This is a genomic window from Marvinbryantia formatexigens DSM 14469 (assembly GCF_025148285.1).
Taxonomy (GTDB): Bacteria; Bacillota; Clostridia; order Lachnospirales; family Lachnospiraceae; genus Marvinbryantia; species Marvinbryantia formatexigens.
In genome coordinates this window covers 3,353,199-3,374,053 of record NZ_CP102268.1, presented here as the reverse complement: position 1 = coordinate 3,374,053, position 20,855 = coordinate 3,353,199, and the positions used below count along the sequence as shown (strand labels likewise).

The 20,855-nt window shown below is 52.7% G+C and carries 18 protein-coding genes; all 18 read right to left on the bottom strand.

All coding sequences use genetic code 11. The features are described from left to right. Positions 1–13: 13 nt before the first annotated feature. The gene (locus tag NQ534_RS15655) at positions 14–1,360 is read right to left on the bottom strand and encodes an N-acetylmuramoyl-L-alanine amidase (RefSeq protein WP_006862707.1); all 1,347 of its coding nucleotides are present in this window, start codon (positions 1,358–1,360) and stop codon (positions 14–16) included. 123 nt (positions 1,361–1,483) lie between these two features. After that, complete coding sequence (ftsZ, locus tag NQ534_RS15650; protein WP_006862706.1) at positions 1,484–2,656, bottom strand: cell division protein FtsZ; 1,173 nt, start codon at positions 2,654–2,656, stop codon at positions 1,484–1,486. A 222-nt stretch (positions 2,657–2,878) separates the two neighbouring features. Next, complete coding sequence (locus NQ534_RS15645; protein ID WP_006862705.1) at positions 2,879–3,949, bottom strand: cell division protein FtsQ/DivIB; 1,071 nt, start codon at positions 3,947–3,949, stop codon at positions 2,879–2,881. A gap of 13 nt (positions 3,950–3,962) precedes the next feature. Continuing rightward, positions 3,963–5,276, bottom strand: a complete 1,314-nt coding sequence (locus NQ534_RS15640) for a UDP-N-acetylglucosamine 1-carboxyvinyltransferase (RefSeq protein ID WP_006862704.1) — start codon at positions 5,274–5,276, stop codon at positions 3,963–3,965. A 31-nt stretch (positions 5,277–5,307) separates the two neighbouring features. After that, positions 5,308–6,483, bottom strand: coding sequence for an FtsW/RodA/SpoVE family cell cycle protein (locus NQ534_RS15635; RefSeq protein ID WP_006862703.1), 1,176 nt, complete (start codon positions 6,481–6,483; stop codon positions 5,308–5,310). Position 6,484: 1 nt separating this feature from the next. Then, positions 6,485–7,852 (bottom strand): UDP-N-acetylmuramoyl-L-alanine--D-glutamate ligase, encoded by a 1,368-nt coding sequence (gene murD / locus NQ534_RS15630; RefSeq protein ID WP_040783862.1) that lies wholly within the window; start codon positions 7,850–7,852, stop codon positions 6,485–6,487. Between the two features lie 20 nt (positions 7,853–7,872). After that, the gene (gene mraY, locus NQ534_RS15625; protein ID WP_040783937.1) at positions 7,873–8,835 is read right to left on the bottom strand and encodes a phospho-N-acetylmuramoyl-pentapeptide-transferase; all 963 of its coding nucleotides are present in this window, start codon (positions 8,833–8,835) and stop codon (positions 7,873–7,875) included. A gap of 294 nt (positions 8,836–9,129) precedes the next feature. After that, positions 9,130–10,995, bottom strand: coding sequence for a peptidoglycan D,D-transpeptidase FtsI family protein (locus NQ534_RS15620; protein ID WP_074680087.1), 1,866 nt, complete (start codon positions 10,993–10,995; stop codon positions 9,130–9,132). Between the two features lie 123 nt (positions 10,996–11,118). Beyond that, positions 11,119–13,272 carry a peptidoglycan D,D-transpeptidase FtsI family protein gene (locus NQ534_RS15615; protein ID WP_040783932.1) on the bottom strand — a complete coding sequence of 718 codons (2,154 nt, stop codon included), beginning with the start codon at positions 13,270–13,272 and terminating at the stop codon, positions 11,119–11,121. A gap of 28 nt (positions 13,273–13,300) precedes the next feature. Beyond that, positions 13,301–13,804, bottom strand: a complete 504-nt coding sequence (locus NQ534_RS15610) for a hypothetical protein (protein ID WP_006862698.1) — start codon at positions 13,802–13,804, stop codon at positions 13,301–13,303. Between the two features lie 11 nt (positions 13,805–13,815). Further along, positions 13,816–14,754: a 16S rRNA (cytosine(1402)-N(4))-methyltransferase RsmH gene (rsmH, locus tag NQ534_RS15605; protein WP_006862697.1), complete on the bottom strand. Its 939-nt coding sequence runs from the start codon at positions 14,752–14,754 to the stop codon at positions 13,816–13,818. 15 nt (positions 14,755–14,769) lie between these two features. Beyond that, positions 14,770–15,201 (bottom strand): division/cell wall cluster transcriptional repressor MraZ, encoded by a 432-nt coding sequence (gene mraZ, locus NQ534_RS15600; RefSeq protein ID WP_040783859.1) that lies wholly within the window; start codon positions 15,199–15,201, stop codon positions 14,770–14,772. A 337-nt stretch (positions 15,202–15,538) separates the two neighbouring features. Next, a complete protein-coding gene (locus NQ534_RS15595; RefSeq protein ID WP_006862694.1) occupies positions 15,539–15,694 on the bottom strand; it encodes an aspartyl-phosphate phosphatase Spo0E family protein in 156 nt (51 codons plus the stop codon). Further along, a complete protein-coding gene (gene lgt / locus NQ534_RS15590; protein ID WP_006862693.1) occupies positions 15,660–16,559 on the bottom strand; it encodes a prolipoprotein diacylglyceryl transferase in 900 nt (299 codons plus the stop codon). Before lgt ends, NQ534_RS15595 begins: the two co-directional genes overlap by 35 nt. Positions 16,560–16,596: 37 nt before the next feature. Then, a complete protein-coding gene (gene ychF / locus NQ534_RS15585; RefSeq protein ID WP_006862692.1) occupies positions 16,597–17,694 on the bottom strand; it encodes a redox-regulated ATPase YchF in 1,098 nt (365 codons plus the stop codon). A gap of 190 nt (positions 17,695–17,884) precedes the next feature. Further along, positions 17,885–19,402, bottom strand: a complete 1,518-nt coding sequence (locus NQ534_RS15580) for an RNA-binding domain-containing protein (protein ID WP_006862690.1) — start codon at positions 19,400–19,402, stop codon at positions 17,885–17,887. 130 nt (positions 19,403–19,532) lie between these two features. Beyond that, a complete protein-coding gene (locus NQ534_RS15575) occupies positions 19,533–20,177 on the bottom strand; it encodes a thiamine diphosphokinase (protein WP_006862688.1) in 645 nt (214 codons plus the stop codon). Then, positions 20,174–20,827 (bottom strand): ribulose-phosphate 3-epimerase, encoded by a 654-nt coding sequence (gene rpe / locus NQ534_RS15570; protein WP_006862687.1) that lies wholly within the window; start codon positions 20,825–20,827, stop codon positions 20,174–20,176. Before rpe ends, NQ534_RS15575 begins: the two co-directional genes overlap by 4 nt. Positions 20,828–20,855: the final 28 nt, after the last annotated feature.

Genomic DNA, 20,855 nt, shown 5'->3' with positions numbered 1-20,855 from the left:
GGCTTTCGCCCTTTTATTTTCGGTTTGTGCAGACACCGATTGCATTGAATTTATATACCTTACCGCTGATACGCTTCTTTGTGTTCACGTAAGCATAGCCATTGCTGCCGATATAGTAATATTTTTTATTGATCCGCAGCCATTTGCTCTTCACCTGCACGCCGTCCGCCTTGCGGAAATACATCTTTTTGCCGTTCGCAAGCTTCACCCACTTGGTCTGCATCACGCCGGTCGTGGGATGGAAGTAGTAGGTATTTTTCCCAATCTTCTTCAGCCCCTTCTGCGCCCTGCCGGTGGTAGGGCTGAAATAATACTTTTTGCCGTTTATCGTCTGCCAGCCGGTGTACAGGGTTCCCTTGCTGCTGGCGTAGTAGTGCCTGCCTTTGTATTCCACAAGCCCCGTCTGGCGCACACCGTTTTCGTCGGTAATGTACATTTTCTTACCAATCTTAAACGGTCCCGTCTTCAGATAGCCACTGGCATCAAAATAATAATATTTCCCGCCGATGGACTTCCACTTGCTCTTTACTTTGACATCATTTATGTAGTAGCATTTCTTTCCGTTCTCGGTCTGCCAGCCGTTTTTCACAACCGGCTCCGGCTGCGGCTCCTGCGTTCCTCCGCCTTTTTTCAGCCCGTAATACTTTGCGATTCCGGTGGCGTCCGCAACGCCAAGCTTTTTCAGCTTCGCCTCGCTGCTCAGATATTTGATGCAGTCGCTTTTGCAGTCCAGAAAGCAGTGCTCAATAATCATGCTTGGCAGACGGTAGGTACCGACGCCCTTCAGCTTGCCGAGGCTCGTCTTAATCGTCTCGTTCTGCTTTTTCATTCCATACAGAATAATGCCCAGTTCATCGTCGTACTGGAAGCCGCGGTTCGTCACTCCCGTACTGCTGTGAAGCTGCGCAAGGATAACCTTAGCGAGAGCCTGCGCCTCCGACGCCTCCTGGTACGGATAACCGGACAGTGACGGTACCATTGCGAGCGCGCCGCTCACCTTGCCCTTGCCGCCGCTGTTCAGGTGGATGCTCACCAGGGCGTCCGCGTTTCTGCTCTTTGCAAACTTCACGCGCGCCTCGCGGTCCATCGACACGCCCGTGTTTGTGGTGCGCGTCATATAGACGGTGACGCCGCTGTAAGTCTCCAGCTCCTCCTTCGCGTACATGGCGATCTTCAGATTCAGAACTTCTTCATAGTAATTGACGCCGTCCCAGGTACTGCGCGCGCCGGCTTCCGCACCGCCGTGGCCGGGGTCGAGCACGACCACAACATTTTCCGCCTTCGCCTGTCCCGTCGGAAGCATCAGAAACGCAAACAGCAGCACAAGCATGCCAAGGCTCTTCTTTACAATCTTTTTCATCTTTTATCCCCCGTTTAAAACTCTCTCTTTCCCTGTGCCCCACGAAGCGTTTTCTCCCAAAAAACCTCATGAGACAAAAAGGCAGGACAACCGCCCTTTTCGTGCAGTCCTGCCTGTCTTTTTCTATCTTCTTTTAAGGAAGTCCGGAATCTGGATGTCTCTCTCCTGCACCTTGCTCTCCGGAGTACGCAGCCTTCCCGTGGAGGAAGAGCCACTGTTGTTCAGCCCCGCAAGCGGTGTCGGTGTGCGCATTCCGGACGGCATTTCCGTTTTGGCGGTATTTGCCTGGTAGTTAAAATCCGGAACGATTCTTCTGCCCGTGCCCGTCTTCTTCGGAGCCGGTTCCTGTTCTTTATTCTGGTCGCTCAGTCCGGTTGCAATAACGGTGATACTTGCCTCGTCAGCGTATGTATCATCGTACATCGCACCAAAGATAATGTTTGCGTTTTCTCCCGCCATTTCCTGTACATAGCTTGCCGCGTCGTTGGCATCCATAAGGGAAATGTCTCCGGAAATATTGATAATAACGTGGGAAGCGCCGCTGATGGTCGTCTCCAGCAGCGGACTGGATACCGCCTGCTTTACTGCCTCCAGCGCCTTGTCGTCGCCCTTTGCCTGTCCGATACCGATGTGCGCGATTCCCTTATCTGTCATAACGGTCTGTACATCCGCAAAATCCAGATTGATCAGCGCCGGCAGATTGATAAGGTCTGTGATTCCCTGTACTGCCTGCTGCAGCACCTCGTCCGCTTTTTTAAGCGCCTCCGGCATGGTGGTACGCCTGTCCACAATTTCCAGAAGCTTGTCGTTCGGGATCACAATGAGTGTATCTACGTTGTCTTTTAATTTTTCAATGCCTGCGAGCGCGTTGTTCATACGCGTCTTCGCCTCGAAGCGGAACGGCTTCGTGACAACGCCGACTGTGAGAATACCCATTTCTTTTGCAAGACCTGCCACAACAGGAGCCGCTCCGGTTCCGGTGCCGCCGCCCATACCGCAGGTAACGAATACCATGTCCGCGCCGGAGATCGCCTGTTTGATCTCCTCCGTGCTCTCCTCCGCCGCCTGCTGTCCAACCTGCGGCTTTGCGCCTGCGCCAAGTCCCTTGGTCACTTTTTCACCAATCTGTATCGTATGCGGCGCACGGCATAAATCAAGCGCCTGTTTATCTGTATTGATAGCGATGAACTCCACACCGGCAATCGCCTCGTCTACCATTCTATTTACTGCATTCCCGCCTGCGCCGCCAACTCCGATGACAATAATCTTTGCCGCAGACTCTGCTTCATTTGACATAATCTCTAACAAGGTATTTCCTCCTTCTTGTCCTCTGTCCTATGACAGTATTTTCCCACTATTTCTTCTATAATATAAGTTTTCGTGCGAATTATCAAGTATTTTTTCAATGTTTTTTATACAGACCGCCCGGCTCCGGTCACAATCCATGTATTTGCAGACCTTCTGCAGGAACCGGATGTCATGCTTCTCCCGCAGACACGTTGATTTTTTGAATTTGCATTAATTCAGGATATAGGCGCCTGTGTACGGGTCGATGTAGCCGTAGCCGTCGGTGATAATCTGCCCGTCGTCCCCAAGATAGGGCTGATCGAGGTTTGTGGTGGTGTTGCCCGCCTCGTCCGTATAGATTTCGTTGCCGTTGGCATCGGTGGAGAATCTTGAGGAATCTTCCACGTAGCCGCTGCCGCCCTCCTCCGCTGTGGTCTCTGACGTCTCCGACGTATCCGTCTGTGGCGTGCCGTCTTCATTTTGCACCGGCTCTCCCGCCTCATTCGTTTCCGCTTCCTGGGAAGTCCTGTTCAGATTGATAATCAGCTCCTGCTCTTCCTCGCCGCGCTCTCCCGGAACAAAGCGCACGGATGTGATATCCGGCGTGTAATTTTCCATGTGGAGCGTGCCGGACATGCCCTCCATCTGCGGATAGATGGCGGAAAGCTCCTCCAGCTTTTCCTCCATATACGAGGTATCGCCCAGCAGCACCCGGCTTTCGCCAAAGTAGAGTATCAGCTCCTGCTGGTCGTCGTAGTGGATCTCATCCGGTGTCAGACCGCTCTGATGCAACGCGCGGGCATTTGCCACAATATCATCGAGAAAGCCTCCGTCCGCCACCGGCAGTGCCTCACCGACCACCGGCTGCCCGATGGAAATTCCGGAAACCGGCGGAACGCCCTCGCGCTCCTCCCCGGAAATTTCCACCACGTTTCCGTCCGTATCAAAGTAAACCCTGGAACCGGAGAACATCAGATACCCGGCGATTGTTTTTTCATACACCCGTATCTGTACATGCCAGGGCTCTATCATCGATATCTCCACGGCGCTCAGAAACGGAAGCTCTTCCGCTGCCGCCGGGTCGCTGTATTTCCAGGTGAGGTAAATCGTATTTTCCGCCAGCGAATCCGACATCACCATTTTCTGTATTTCTTCCGCTGAGTAGAACTGATTGCCAGTCACATCCACCGTGCGGATATGAAACAGCCCGAAAATCACCGCAAAGCCGATAACAACTACAGCAAAGAAAACCAGCAGCGGCAGCTTCAGCAGATTTCGTTTTTTCCTCCTCTGCAGCTCCATGCTCAAACACCTCTCATAGTTCTTTTATATCCGCCCCAAGACCGGAAAGGTCGCGGCAGATATCTTCATAGCCTCTCTTTATAAAATGACTGTCCAGGACAAGGGTCTCTCCCTCCGCCATCAGGCCGGCAGCTACCAGTGCCGCTCCCCCGCGCAACTCACGCGCCTGCACGATGGCGCCCCGCAGTCCGCACGTTCCTTTTATCACAGCCAGCCGCCCGTGTATGGCAAGCTCCGCCCCCATTTTCTGCAGCTCCCCGGCAATCAGAAACCGCGATTCAAAGAGCCGCTCCTCCAGCGTGCTCACCCCGCGCGCTCCGGTCAGGAATACCATGAGCTGGGACTGCAGGTCCGTCGGGAACCCCGGATAAGGCTCTGTCCGCACAGAGGATACCGGAAGATACGCCTCCCTGGCGTCCATGCAGATAACATCCCGCCCGGTTTTCAGCTTCGCGCCGCTTTTCTGCAGCACCTCCGTCAGTGCGCCCAGATGCTCCGGGCATACGCCGCGCACGGAAATCCTGCCCCTGGTTCCTGCCGCCGCCAGCAGATATGTACCTGCCACAATCCTGTCGGGCATCAGCGTATACTGCGAATCCTGCAGACAGGTCACACCGGTGATGACAAGCCTCTGCCTGCCGACTCCCTCGATTTTTGCTCCCTTCTGATTTAAAAAGCGGCACAGCTCCGCAATTTCCGGTTCCGTTGCGCAGCCGTCCAGCTCCGTCGTGCCCTCGGCAAGAACCGCTCCGAGAATGGCGTTCTCCGTGGCGCCCACACTTGGAAACGAGAGCCGCAGACTGCAGCCCTGCAGACGCGCCCGGTCCGGCGGCGCCGCGCCATCCGCTCTGGCGCACCCCGGTTCTTTCGCGCATCCTTTTCCGGCGTACACTCCGATTCCTTCCTCCTCCGGAAGAATCTGCGCGCCCATGCGCTCAAATACCTGCAGGTGCAAATCAATCGGGCGCTCGCCGATCGTGCAGCCGCCCGGATATGGCAGCCGCGCACAGCCGCATCTGCCAAGCAGGCTCCCCATCAGAAGCACGGACGCGCGCAGACAGGTGGCAGGCTGCGCCGCCACGCAGAAATCCGAGATTTCCCGCGCATCAATTATCAGCGTCTGCCCCTCTCTTCGCACCGTGCAGCCAAGCCCGCGCAGAATCCCGCTCATGTATTCCACATCCAGGATCTGCGGGCAGCGGTGAAGTACCGTCGTTCCTCTGTGAAGAACCGCCGCCGCCATCAGCGGCAGAGCAGCATTTTTCGCTCCCTGTATTGTCACTTCTCCGCACAGCGGAATGTTGCCTCTGGTCTGTATCCGATTCACGCCTTTACCTCCGCACTATACAACGCATACGTTAGTATATGCCGGAGTTTCCTTTTTGCCACCTGCTGACAGAAAGCGCCAGCCCCATTTCCGCAAGCAGAAACAGCACGGACGTTCCTCCATAGCTGATAAACGGCAGCGTAATGCCAGTATTCGGAATCGTATTTGTTACCACCGCAACATTTAAAATCACCTGGATTGCAATATGCCCCATAATTCCGGCGCAGATCAGCGCGCCGAACAAATCGGGCGCGTGCGTGGCAATTACCATAAACCGCCACAGCATCAAGAGAAAAATAAACAGCAGAAGCAGCGCTCCCATCAGTCCGAGCTCTTCGCAGATAATCGAAAAAATCATATCGTTCTGCGCCTCCGGCACAAAGCCCAGCTTCTGCAGGCTCTCGCCAAGTCCCCTGCCAAAGAGACCGCCGGAGCCGATGGCATACAGTCCCTGGATGGTCTGGAAGCCTTTTTCGTAAGCCTCCGGATTGCGCCAGATGGCAAGACGCTCCAGGCGGTACTGCTCCATGCTCAGAAAAACAGCGATAAAGCCGACTCCTGTCAGACCGAGCCACACAAACTGCAGATATTTTGGATTTGAGACAAACGCCAGAATCACGGCGATTCCCAGAATGATGATCGCGGTGCTTAAGTTATTAGTGCCCACCAGCGCAACGATCGGCAGCACAAGCACCACAACGCCTGTCAGCATGGCGATGCTTCCCTGTTTTTTCCGGCGGCTGCTGATGATATAAGCGAGGAACAGAATCACCGCCGGTTTGGCAAATTCCGAGGGCTGGAACGATAACGGTCCCAGCGAGAGCCAGCGCTTTGAGCCGTTGTAGGAATCCCCCACCAGCAGCACAGCGCCCGATAATGCCAGGGATGCCAGATATCCCCAGACGGCAAATCTGGAAAATATATGGTAATCCATGCGGGAAATCATTCCCATCGCAATCAGTCCGAGCACGGTGGCGAATAATTGTTTCTTAAAATAATAACCGGCGTCCAGAAAGCGGACCCTGCCGTTGTATGCGCTTGTACTCTGCAGTGTCACCAGCCCGAAAACAACCAGGGCAAGCACAATTATCAGAAGTGTGTAATCCGGATTCTTCTTTCCTGGATGCAAGCAATCACTCCTGTCACAAAATTTTCCCGCAGACGGACCGGGGGCAGAAGGTCTGCCCAGGCGGGCAGCGGCGCCCATTTTACTCCGGTCTGTGCTCCAGCTTATGCACCAGCTCTTTGAATACTTTGCCGCGCACCTCGTAGTTGGGGAACATGCCCCAGCTTGCGCAGGCGGGTGAGAGGAGCACCGCGTCGCCCCTGCGGGCATGACCGGCGCAGAAATCAAACGCCTCCTCAAAGGTATCGGCGAGCACGGTATCCGTAAAGCCGCACCGCTCTGCCGCCTCCTTAATCTTCTCCCGCGTCTGACCGATGAGCACGAGATAGCGCACCTTGCCGTCAAACGCCTGTATCCACTCCTCGTAATCGGAGTTTTTATCGTAGCCGCCGCCAATCAGCAGCGTCGGGCGGTCCATCGCCTGGATTCCCTTGATGGCGGCGTCCGGATTGGTTCCCTTGGAATCGTTATAATAAGCGACACCGTCCACCTCCGCCACAAACTCAATGCGGTGCTCAACCGCCGTGAAGCGCTTCAGCACATAGCAGATATCCTCCACGGATACGCCGTATGCCAGCGCCATTGCCGCAGCCGCCATCACATTTTCATAGTTATGTCTTCCCGGAAGCTTCAGCTCCCCGGTGCTGCAGAAGGGAATAACGGTATCCCCGTCGCGGTATTCAATTCTGTCGCCGTTTAAAGAAATTCCCTTTTCTAATGTACGCAGACTGCTGAAAAATATGACGCGACAGGAAAGGCTTTTCCCGAATTCCCGCAAAATTTCATCCTCATAATTGAGCACGCAGGTATCCTCCGGCGTCTGGTTTAAGGTAATCAGCTCCTTTACCCGGATGTATTCCTCCATCGTATGGTGCCGGTTCAGGTGGTCCGGCGTGATATTTAAAATCGCGCTGACCTTCGGACGGAACGCCTCGATAGTTTCCAGCTGGAAGCTGCTGATTTCCGCAACCGTCACAGAATCCTCCGTTGTCTGCGTAACCATCTGCGTGTAGGGCACGCCGATATTGCCGACCACAAACACCGAATCCCGCGCATGCTTCATGATAGCGCCGAGCAGGCTGGTCGTGGTCGTCTTGCCGTTTGTGCCGGTGACAGCAAGGACATCGCCGCGGCTGTTTTCGTAGGCAAGCTCAATCTCTCCCCAGATGGGAAGTCCGCGCTCCCGCAGCGCATTTACAAGCGGAAGGTCTGTTGGTACGCCGGGGCTTAACACCACCAGGGAAAGCTGCTCTGCCGTATCCTGCGGCAGCTCTCCGAGATAGATCTCCGCCTCTGTGCCGTCAAGCTTTTCCCGGATATCCTCCTTCTTCAGTTCCGTATTTCCGTCAAAAAGTACCGGCAGGGCGCCCATCTTTTCCAGAAGCTGCGCCGCGGCAATGCCGCTGATGCCCGTCCCGAAGACCAGTACCTTTTTATTTTGTAGATCCATGTTGTTTTCCTCCGTCTCTTTTACACCTGCAGACCACACAGGCTGATTACGCAAAGCAGCGCCGTGATTACCGTAAAGGCGGACACGATCTGCGTCTCGGACCAGCCGCAGAGCTCAAAATGATGATGAATCGGCGCCATTTTAAAGAACCGTTTTCCGCCTGTTTTCTTAAAGTAGAGGACCTGGATAATCACCGAGATAACCTCTATCATATAAATAAATCCAAACACCGGTATCAGAATCGGAATCTGCAGCACATAGGCGCAGCCCGCCACAAAGCCGCCCAGCGCGAGAGAACCGGTATCCCCCATAAACACCTGCGCCGGGTGCGAATTGAACAGCAGAAATCCCAGAAGAGCGCCGCAGACTGCCGCCGTGATCGGCTCGATGCCCGCCTTCGTGCCGATGGAAACCACCGTAAAGAACACCGCCACCATCGTGGTAACGCCCGTGGCAAGCCCGTCCAGACCGTCCGTAAAGTTCACGCCGTTTACCGTGCCGAGCACCACCAGATAAACCAGCGGCACCGTCACCCAGACACAGTCAAAATACATTCCGCCCGTGAAAGGCAGCATGATCAGCAGACAGTCCGGGTCCACCACCAGTATGTAAATCACAAAAATCGTCGTCACCACAATCTGGAGAAGAAATTTCTGCTTCGGCAGCAGACCGTCCGAGCGCCGCAGCACTACTTTCAGATAGTCGTCCAGAAAGCCGATAATTCCAAAGCCCAGCGTCAGAAAGAGAATCGGGATAATGCGCGGATACCGTCCGATAAATAAAAGCGACGTCACCAGCACGCTAATCAGAATAATCAGACCGCCCATCGTCGGCGTACCGGACTTTTTCAGATGCGACTGCACACCGTCCGTCCGCTCTGTGTTTCCCACCTTCAGCTTTCTGAGAAACGGAATCACAAAGGGACTTAAAATCACGCTGATCGCAAAAGAAATCAGCAGCGATAAAACTACTTCCATACTTATCATTATGTTATCCTCCTGTTATCTAAAAAGACGTGTGTATCCTATTATAAGTCTTTTTTCTTTATCAGGCAACCAAAAGTTACTACTACTCAGCCATGCGGCAAATGTCAGAAACAGATGCGTCATGCTTGCATGTAAGCAGATGTTTCTGATATTTGACATATGGCGTTTAGCCATAAGTCACAGCTAAGAAAAGGTCCACTGGACCTTTTCACGCATGCCAGGCAAGACAGGAGCTGTGCAAACAGCGAATAACCTGCACAGCAGGCGGTCTGTGGCTTGTTGGCTGAGTAGTTACATATTGTCTTTTTCAATCCCCAGATAGGGCAGGATATTTGCGAAGATTTCCTGGATAACGGGCGCCGCGATGGTGCCGCCGTAGTATACGCCCTGCGGATTATGGATGACACACAGTCCGATTACCTGCGGGTCGTCCGCCGGTGCAAAACCGATAAAGGAGGAGATATATTTGTTGGCGCTGCGCGGCAGCGTCTCGGAGGTCGCCGTCTTTCCGCCTATGTGATAGCCCTCCAGGTAGGCATTCTTTCCGGAGCCGCCGTCCACCACCTGCTCCAGGATATACCGCAGAGTTTCCGATGTCTCCTCCGAAAGAATCTCATCGCCCGCCGGGTATTCCAGCTCCTTCAGAAGCGCGCCCTCCCCGTCGCGCACCTCCACGCCAAAGTGCGGCGTGACGCGCCTGCCTCCGTTAATGAGCGAGCTGACCGTGGTGATAAGCTGCAGGGGCGTAATCTGGAACGATTGTCCGAAGGATACGGTGGCAAGCTCCACCTGTCCCATATTTTCCATTTTATGCATGATGGTCGCCGCCTCGCCCGGCAAATCGATACCGGTTTTCTGCAGCAGTCCGAACTTTTCAAAATAGCTGTAGTACCGCTCCACGCCGAGCCGCAGCCCCACCTCGATGAACACCGGATTACAGGAATTCTGCGCCCCCTGCACAAAGTTTTCGCTGCCGTGCCCCGTCACCTTATGGCAGCGGATTTTCCGGTCCTCCACGATTTTAAAGCCCGGACAGGAAAACTGGTCGGTAAGGGAGACGACGCCCGCCTCCAGTCCGGCGGAGGCTGTGATAATCTTGAAGGTGGAGCCCGGCTCGTAGGTATCGTTGATGCAGCCGTTGCGCCACATCCGGTTCCAGGCGTCCTGCTGCTCTGAAGCCGTCATCGCCTCCACGGCGTCCTCTGCCAGAAGCGCCGCTGCCTCCTGCGCCTCCTCCGTCAGAAGCGCCGCTGCCTCCTGCGTCTCCTCCGTCAGAAGCGCCGCTGCCCCCTGCGTCTCCTCCGCTTGAAGGGCAGAGCTGTTCTCCTCATCCACCTCTATATTCAGTTCGAATGGATTGTTGAGGTCAAATTCCGGCACGTCGGTCATTGCGAGAATCTCTCCGTTTGACGGACGCATGATAATGATGGAGACGCGGTCGGCGCTCTTTTTTTCCATCACCTTTTCCGCCGCCTGCTCCGCATATTTCTGAATGTTGGCATCCAGGCTGATATAAAGATCGTTTCCGGGAACCGGCTCCAGACGGCTCTCCCCCGCCTCCGGCAGCTCGACGCCGCGCGCGTCCGTGAGCGTGAGGATCTTTCCGTCGCTCCCCTTCAGAATGTCCTCGTATTTTACCTCCAGCCCGATGATTCCCTGGTTATCGCCGCCCGTAAAGCCGAGCACCTTGGAAGCGAGCGTCCCGTAGGGGTACCAGCGTTTAAAATCCTCATCCACCTTCACGCCCGCCAGATTCATTTCCCGGATTTTATCGCCGGTCTCCTTCGCTACATTCGTCTTTATGCGCTCGATAGAACTGCGCTTTTCGACGCGCGCCCGCACCGTCTCCTCCGGAAGCCCCAGCTCCTCCGTCAGCACCTGTATCACTCTCTCCGGCTCCTCAATCTGGCTGTGAATGACAGAAATCGTGCAGACGGTCTGGTTGGTGGCAAGCACGTTGCCGCACGCGTCGATAATTTTTCCGCGCGCCGCCTTGATATCGCGCTCGCGCTCGTGCAGATCCTGCGCTTTTTTCGCGTAATACTCCGATTCAAACAGCATCAGGTCAATCAGCCTGCCCGCCAGGAACGCCAGCGCGAACACACAGGCAAAAAACACCGTGACCACCTTTTTTTTGTGAAAAGTTTTCAGTCTCAAAGAAAAAGCTCCGCAGAAGATATTCATTGTAATTTATGAATTCTTCCGCGGAGTTATGTCCATAATTTACCGCTTTGCCTGTCTCTTCCGTCCGTCCGGACGCGCTGCGGATTCAGACACTCATCATCCGGCATCATCGTATATCAGCTCTTCCTGGCTGGCGCCGTCCGCCCAGTTTTCGTCCACCGTGCCGTCGTCCGACTGCTCCGGCGGCGTGACATTGCCGTACACATTGTCCGCCTCATATCCGCTTTCTGTTACCTCCACCGGTACCAGCTCGGTAAGCGGCTCCCAGGTCGTCTCATCATACATCAGATTGCCCCACTCGTCGTACACATACTGCACTTCCATTTCTGTCTGCGGCTGTGTATCCACCTGCATACCAAGGCTCTGCTCCTCCTCTTCGGTAAGCTCCCCGGTCGGGTAAATGCCCATATACGGCAGGATTTCCTGCATAATATTTTTCACAAGATTTTTCGTGTAGCTGCCGTCCTCCTGGTTTTCAATGTTCGGCTCGTCAATGACCGCGTAAACCACCACCTGCGGGTCGTCGATCGGCGCCGCAGCGATATAGGAAATTACATATTTTCCGTTTCCACGCGGCAGCTTTTCCGCCGTTCCTGTTTTTCCGCCGATATCATAGCCTGCAATCTGCGCGTCTGTCGCGGTACCCTCCGAAACTACCAGCTCCAGATACTCGCGGAGCTGATAGGAGGTTTTCGTGGAAATTGGCTGTGAAAGCAGCAGCGGCTCGATATTGGAAACCACGCTGTTATCCTCGTCGAGAATCTGCTTCACGACATGCGGCTTGTAATAATAGCCGCCGTTCACCACGGCACAGAACGCCGCCAGCTCCTGCACCATCGTCGCCGTAAAGCCCTGTCCGAAGGAGCTGGTGCAGAGCTCCATGATTCCCATCTTGTTTACTCCGTGAAGGGAACCGGAATTTTCGTTTGGCAAATCAATACCGGTCCGTTTTCCGAAACCGAAAATATCCTGATATTCGCAGAATGTCTCCACGCCCATATCCATACCGATGGTCATCATGCCGGGGTTGCAGGAATTTTTCAGAACGTCTCCCAGCGATTCCTCCCCGTGGATGCCGGTACAGCCAATGGCATCCTCCTCCGCCACCGGCTGCAGATAACCGTTGCAGGTGACGCCGAAGCTGGTCGTGATGCTGCCGCTGTCGAGCGCTGACGCCACCACGATTGGCTTGTAGGTGGACCCGACCTCGAACGCCTCTGAAACGCAGAAATTATACCACATTTCATTCAGCGCCTCCGACTTTTCCTCGTCCGTCATCGCCGCCAGCTCTTTTTCCGTGTACCAGCTCGACAGATCCTGCGGGTCGTTTAAATCAAAGCTCTTATCCGTCGCCATCGCCAGAATCTCGCCGGTGTTGGGGTCCGCCACAATCACCGCCGTGTTTTTGCTGGCGTGTCCCTGCGTGCTCTCCTGCGGTCCGTTTTTATTTTCCTCCTCAAGCTGCGCGATGTATTTCTCCACCACCTGCTGGATATTGACATCGATGGTCGATACGACATTATTTCCGTTCTGCGGGTCGATAATATTCTCCTGCAGCTCCCGGTCCGAATTCAGATAGCCGTACTCTCTTCCGTCGACGCCGTTCAGGACGTCGTCATAATAGGCTTCCAGTCCGAAAATACCGTCGTTCAGGGAATTGGAAAAGCCCAGCACCGTGCAGGCGACGCTGTCCATCGGGTATGAGCGCACATAATCCTCCTCAAACCAGATGCCCTGCACATTCTCCAGCTCTTCCCGCTGCGCCTGTGTAAGGCTGCGGTCCTCAGAGAGGTCCGTGTAATCCTCATACGCCTGCTTTTCCTCCAGCGTAATCCCGTATTTTACTATCTGATACTGGCTGTCCTTCGTCTCCTCACTGGAAATACGGTTCCGCACATCCGCCTCCTCCAGGCCGAAGACCTGCGTGAGCGCCCGGATGGTCGGCTCTATATAGTCCTCCGAGCTGTTAATCACCTTGCAGTCCAGCACCACGTTGTATACCTTATCGCTTTTCGCCAGAACATTGCCGTTCCTGTCCAGAATTTCCCCTCTGCGGTAAGGAATCGTCTTGCTGTCGTAGGTCTGCTGCGACAACACGACCTTTGCGTACTGGTCACCGCTCTTCGCATTGATATAAGCGATAAGAAAATTTAAAATAACAAGCAGTAATAAAATGAATGCAAATATCGCCATAAGCTTTATTTGCATTTCTCTGGTAAATTTCTGTTCTCTTTTTTTTCTTGCTGCCATCTGCTCACCCTTCACTGTATTCTGCAGCTTACGGAATCTCATTATACTGCCGGACATAATCGCTGTCCTGGCTGCTGTAGACAATCACCTGTCCCTCGTTTGCATAAACCATGCCAAGCTCGTTTACCGCAATCTCCTTGATTTCCTCCATGCTCACGGAAGAAATCGCCTCCTCATACGCGCTGTCATTTACAAGCTTTGCCTCGCTTAAAGTGCTCTCCAGCGCCGCGATATCGCTGCGGTAGGTCGTGCCGAGCGCCTGAAGCTGCAGATACTGCACGCACAAAAATACGGTCGCGACTGCCGCCACAGTGAGAAATGCCACATACGGCATTGTCATGCTCGTCGCCCTCTCGCGGTTTCTGCGGGTATTTACCGTCTGCGCTCTGCGCGCGCGCTGCTGGCGCTCCTGCCCCGGAGCGGTCTGAATATGGCGCACCACGTTGCCGTCTATATATGTAGTTGTATAACGGCGGTCGGTATGCTGACGCGTACCCTGCCTCTGATTTACCGTTCTGCGCGGTGCAGCCATACTGCTTCCTCCTAAATTTCGCGTTCAAAAACACGCAGCTTTGCGCTCTTTGACCTGCTGTTTTCTTTCATTTCCTCTTCGCCCGGAAGAATTGGTTTTCTGGTAAGGACTCTCCCCTTCGGCTTTCTGCCGCACACACATACCGGAAATTCTTTCGGACAGATACAGGGATTTTCATTTTTGCGGAAGGCATTTTTAACAATACGGTCTTCCAGCGAATGAAATGTAATGATGCAAATGCGTCCCTTATTATTCAAAAGTTCTATCATATCATCCAGTGAATCTGACAGAACTCCCAGTTCATTATTTAACTCAATCCTTATTGCCTGGAATGTCTTTTTCGCCGGGTGCCCTCCAACCGCTCGGACTTTCATCGGTATCGCCGCTTTTATCACATGAATTAACTCCCCAGTTGTTTCCAGTGGTTTTTCCTCCCGTGCCTGCACGATGTGCTTTGCGATGTTCTTTGCGAAGCGGTCCTCTCCATAATCGCGGATGATGCGGTATAGCTCCATCTCGCTGTAGCCGTTCACAATGTCCTTCGCCGTGCGCGTCTGACGCTGGTCCATCCTCATATCGAGCGGTGCGTCCTCCCGGTAGGTAAAGCCGCGGTCTGCCGTGTCCAGTTGGTAGGAGGAAACACCAAGGTCCAAAATAATTCCATCTGCGCCTGTCACTCCTATGCCAGCCAGTCTTTCTCTCATCTCGCAGTAGTTACTGCGGATAATCGTTACTTTATCTTTAAACTCCCCTAAGCGCTCCGATGCCGCTGCGATTGCAGCCGCATCCTGGTCGATGCCGACCAGCCGTCCCCTGCCGGACAGTCTTCTGCATATCTCATAAGAATGTCCGCCGCCGCCCAGGGTACCGTCCACATAGATTCCATCCGGATTAATATTCAGAGCATCTATGGTCTCTCCCAGAAGTACAGAGGTATGCTTAAATTCCATACAGTCCTCCCCCGGCTATATGACAAGCCCGATATCTGTCATCTGTTCTGCGATTTCGTCCATATCATCGTACGAATTATTCTCGCTCCATTTTTCCTTGCTCCATATCTCAATCCGGTTGAGCATCCCGGTCAGTACCACGTCCTTCTCCAGACCAGCAAATTCTCTAAGCGTTCCCGGTAGAAGAATTCTCCCCTGCTTGTCCAGCTCACACGGCGTAGCGCCTGCCACAAAGAAACGTGAAAATTGTCTTGCGCTCTTATTAGTAAGCGGAAGCGCACGAAGCTTTTCCTCAAATTCGTGCCATGCATCATTGGGAAATACAAACAGACAGCCATCCAATCCCTTTGTAACCACAAATTCTTCTCCAAGCTCTTCTCTGAATTTGGAGGGGATGATCAGCCTGCCTTTGGTGTCTATTGCATGATTGTATTCACCCATGAACATATGACACACCTGCTTTCGTACCGCATCCCTCTGATGCGGATTGGGATTGCTGGGATTTTCCACCCATTTTGTACCACAATCCACCACTTCTCTCCACTTACACATTAATAATAGACCAGATTCAGGGAAATGACAAGTGTTTTTTTTCTTTTTTTTAAACTTCTGCACTTTCCGGGCCTGCCGCAGGCAGCTTCCTCCGGATGCTCTGGCAGCTAAAAAACGTCCACTGGACGTTTTTGTCGCATGCATGGCAACAAAAAAAGCGCCTGTTTCCAGGCACTTTTCCATATGTTGTCTCTGGTGCAAACCCGCGCACATTATCTTGTGTTTTTTTGTTTTAGTTGGTCAGACCGATATATTCCTCCATCAATCTGTCCAGCTCTCTGCTCTGCGTCAGCACATCCTCCATTGTCAGTGACATGGTACTGAGCATTTCCTCCAGTTTCCGGCGTTCCTTTTCAATCTGTACTTTCAGACTTTCGATTTGGTTCATCTTTTTTCTGGTTCCTTTCCTTTCTTCTCCGAACGGCAATGATGAGCACTGAGGCGATTGCCAGAAGTACGGAAAGCATCTGCGAAACCGGGATACCTACCACCGGCAGCAGAAGCTGGTCCGTCCGCAGCCCCTCGATCCATGCCCTGCCAATGCCGTAACCTGTGAGGTAAAGCAAAAACACTTCACCGTGAAAATGTTTCCGGCTGGTAAACCACAGCAGAAAGATAAGCAGAGCCAGATTCCAGAGGGATTCATACAAAAAGGTAGGATGCACCTGTATAAATTCCACTCCGTCGATTACCTGTATATGCTCCAGCATTTCCTGCGTGATTTCACCTGCGCGCACCGCTTCCTTCGGGAGAGCCATCGCCAGCAGGTTGTCCGTATAGCCTCCGAATGCCTCGCGGTTGAAAAAATTGCCCCATCTGCCGATAACCTGCCCCAGGACAAGTCCGACGCAGATGGTATCTGCGAACTGACCGAAGTTCTGCTTCTTTACCCGCGTGTAGATCCACACGGTGAGCGCGCCTGCTATCACGCCCCCGTAAATTGCCAGTCCGCCTCCCCGGAAATTCAGGATTTCCAGGAGATTGTCTTTGTAGTATTCCCAGGAAAATACTACGTAGTAGATTCTTGCGCCCAGAAGCGCCGTGATAACCGTAATCAGACTGACGTCAAAATACTGGTCGTCATTCTGCCCGGTCTTTTTCGCCACATGCAGCAGCAATGCGATTCCGCACGCCATCGCAAGGGCAATGATGATTCCATAGTACGCGATTTCAAATCCGAATAGATTGATTGTTTTTCCTACATTCTGAAGGGTAATTCCCAGATTCGGAAAAAGAATCGTCCGTTCACTCAAAATTCATCACTCCATTTTTTCACCGGCAAAGAACCGCTTACACATTGAAGCGGAAGAGAATCACATCCCCGTCCTTCACCACATAATCTTTTCCTTCCAGTCCCACCAGACCCTTTTCCTTCGCCGCCGCGATGCTGCCGCAGTCGAGAAGGTCCTGGTAGTTGACCACCTCGGCGCGGATAAAGCCGCGCTCAAAATCCGAATGTATCTTTCCTGCCGCCTGCGGCGCTTTGGTACCCTTTTTAATCGTCCAGGCGCGCGTTTCCGGCTCTCCGGAGGTGAGATAGCTGATCAGACCGAGGATATGGTAGCTCGCCTGAATCAGCTTTTCCAGGCCGGACTGGGCGATTCCCAGGTCCTCCAGGAACATTTTCTTTTCGTCCTCCTCCAGCTCCGCGATTTCCTGCTCTATCTGCGCGCAGATAACAAATACCTCGCTGCCCTGCTCCTTTGCAAACTCCCGCACCTCCTGCACGTATTTGTTGGAGGCGCCGTCGTCCGCCAGGTCGTCCTCCGCCACGTTTGCCGCAAAAATGACCGGCTTTCCGGTGAGCAGATTGTAGCCGGAGAGCCACTCCTGCTCGTCCTCATCATCCGTCTTAAAGGTGATTGCCAATCTGCCCTGCTCCAGGTGCTCCTTCAGACGGTTCAGCAGCTCCAGCTCCTTCGCCTGCGCCTTGTCGTTGCGTGCGCCTCTGGAGACCTTGGCGATCCTGCGCTCCAGTATCTCGATGTCCGAGAAAATCAGCTCCAGATTGATGGTTTCGATGTCGCGCACCGGGTCGACGCTGCCGTCCACATGAATGACGTTAGGGTCGTCAAAGCAGCGCACTACATGCACAATGGCGTCCACCTCGCGGATGTTTGCAAGGAACTGGTTGCCAAGCCCTTCGCCTTTGGACGCGCCCTTTACCAGACCGGCGATATCGACAAATTCAATCACCGCCGGCGTCACCTTTACAGAGTTGTACAGCGCTGCCAGCTTCTGCAGACGCTCGTCCGGCACCGCCACCACGCCTACGTTCGGGTCAATCGTGCAGAACGGATAGTTGGCGGATTCTGCTCCCGCTTTTGTAAGGGAATTAAACAGGGTACTTTTTCCGACATTCGGAAGCCCCACGATTCCGAGTTTCATCTATTTATCCTCCTGAAAATTGATATTTTTAAACTACATAATTACATATTTTTCTAATATGGAACAGTTTAGCACAAAATACGACAAGCTGGCAAGTATTTCCGTGCGTCGATTTCTGACAGGAATCGACAGCATTTGGCTTCCAGCGGCACGTTAAGCTTATATTTTCCACATAAGGTATATTTGTATATTACCTCTTCACAATCCATTTCCCACTTCTGTTAGAACCTTCTCTTTCAAGCAAGCCAGCTTCCCGCAGTTCTTTTATAACCCTTTGAACCTGTTTTCTTGTAAGTCCGAACTCCTCCATAAGCTTCACCTGTGTTATTGCAGGATTCTCTGCCATTCTATACAATATATCCTGCTTTCTTTCGGCTCCTTTTTTTGGCTCCTTTTCGGCTCCTTTTTTTGGCTCCTTTTCAGCTCCTTTTTGTTTATCATCCACTTCGTCATTCTTCAGGAATGCCTTATGAACAAACACTCTTGAAATAAAATAGCTATGAGCATCGTCCGTTTCAAACTCCGGCTTAGGAGACCCATTCTCTTCAAGTGCTCTGAGTATTTTACCAAATCCAGTGTTTCTGCCCTCCGTCAAATGCAGTTCCTTGAGAATCTCCCCAATCCGTCGATTTCTATATCTGCGGTTTGATACTCTGTATCGTTTTAATCCTTCCTGCGTAACGGAGCGGTCCGGGCCTGGAAAACTTACAATTTCAATCATTTCCTTTTCAACTCTTACCTCAATCGGCTCCCTTATATCATACGCACGATGATAAACAGCATTCGCCAGTGCTTCTTCCAATGCCGCATACGGATAATTAAACACCCAGTCCGCCTCTGCCTTATCCGCGCTTTTCATAATTTTCTTCGTTATGATTGAATTCTTAATAAATTGCAATGCTTCTCTAAGCTGCTGATGAATCGGTCCTTTAAATGTATTTTCTATAATATTGTCACCACCTAATCCATCCGGGAACTGCACAATGTCAATCTGCGTGCAGGGAAAAAATCGTTCTGGCTCCATACTAAAAAACATTAAACCTACATTTTTGGGTTTTACGTATTCCGGAAGTGTACTGATAATATTCATATCACTGCATAATTCCGTAAAATCTTCCGTTTTTGATTTTTCGTAAAGTGAGCTTCCTATCTCTTTGAGATAATTCTGAATCAATGTAATATTTAAATCTGCCAGCTCCGCTTGATGATTTACTCTGTCATCAAATGGAACTCTGTTTGCAAGATTGAACAAATCCTTTTCCTCATCATCCGAAGGCTCCACTGTATTCGACGCCTTGCGAATGTAATGAATACGCTCTTTGTTATCTTTTTCCATTGTCTTTGGCGATGAATACGGTCTGTTATCCCCACCCGGACACCATATGACAATAAATTGCCTGTCCTGATATGTCTCAATACCAATTATCGGTGTATAAGCCGGTCTGAGCAGTTTACATTTTGCAAATATGTTTTTCTGATATGCATCAAGCTTATCTGTCGAAACTCCCTTTAAGGGATAAACCGGTCTGCCATTATCTTCCTGTACACCAATAACAATATATCCGCCGCCCCAGTTATCAATATCATTTGCAAATGCACATATTGATTTTAAAGATGCCGCTGCATCCCATGTTTCTTTAAATTCAACTCTCGCCCATTCAACTACCGCTCCTGATAGAAGCGTTTTAATACTGGTTGGTATTGCCATATGGTCACTTCCTTTTATACATGAACTGAAATGCGCCAGCTACTCCGGATGCTGCTCCTGTCACAGACGATGTTCCCACGCACACCGGCAGCTCCGCCGCCAGGCGTCCGGACGCGCAGCCTGCCCTCACCTAATCGCGCGATTCTATAACCAGCAGCCGTCCGCCATCGAAGCTTATCTGCGCCTCGTCCTCCGTAATCTGGTTGCTGATGCCGATGGCGTCGTCACATGTCATAGTATACCCGTCAAGCGGGTAGAAAAATCCGCGCAGCGTAAGATTTGTCACCGGCTCCCCGAAGGCAAGGAGCGATACGTACTTTCCGTACTGCTCCCGCCGTTCCAGCGTCAGCGGCTTATCCGCAAGGCGGATGCGGTTGTGGGCGTCCACAATACTGCACGGCACTCCCGCCCGCAGCGCCAGCGACAGATTCTTAATACTGCCAAGCATATGGTCCATCCGGGTGCCGGTCGCCCCCAGAATAGTAATCTGCGTGCTGCCGCGCTCCAGCGCCATCAGAATGGCGATTTCCATATCGGTGGAATCCTTCTGCGGCCGGAATCTCCGTACCGGCACGCCCCTGCTCTCAAACCAGGCAAGCGCCTCCGGAGCCGCCGAGTCAAAATCCCCCACGATCCAGTCGGGCAGACGGTCCGCCTTCCGCAGAAATTCCATCCCCCTGTCCGCCGCGATCACAAAATCATGCGGATTCTCAATCATAAAAGCAAGGGCAAAATCAGAATCGATATTGCCCCCGCCGATAATCAATGTCTTCATTTCATCATTTCCTTCAGCTCTTTTACATTTTTGCAGATATCGCCGCCAAATACCGCAGACCCCGCCACGATGACATTGGCGCCCGCTTCCAGCACGCGCGGCAGCGTTTTCCGGTTGATGCCGCCGTCCACCTCGATATCCGTCTCCAGTCCCTGTGCATCCAGGCGCTGGCGCAGCGTCCGTATTTTCTCCAGACTGCTCTCAATAAACGCCTGTCCGCCAAAGCCAGGATTCACCGTCATCAGAAGTACCATGTCCGTTTTGTCCAGCACATAGTCCAGATAGCTCAGCGGTGTCGCCGGATTGAGGGCGACGCCCGCGCGCAGCCCCAGTTCTCTGATTTCCTGCAGTGTGCGGTCCAGATGACGGCAGCACTCGGCGTGCACTGTGATGGAATCCGCGCCGCAGGCGGCAAAATCCTTCAGATAACGCTCCGGGTCCTGAACCATCATATGTACGTCAAACAGCTTTCCGGTTGCCCTGCGGATCGAGGAAACGACCGGCATTCCAAAAGAAATACTCGGCACAAACATCCCATCCATCACGTCAATATGGATATAATCCGCTCCCGCTTCATCCGCCTCCCGGATCTGCTCTCCGAGCACACAGAAATCCGCCGCCAGTATTGATGGTGCAAGTAAATTTTTCATATTCGTTCCCCTTTTTATATGATTCCCC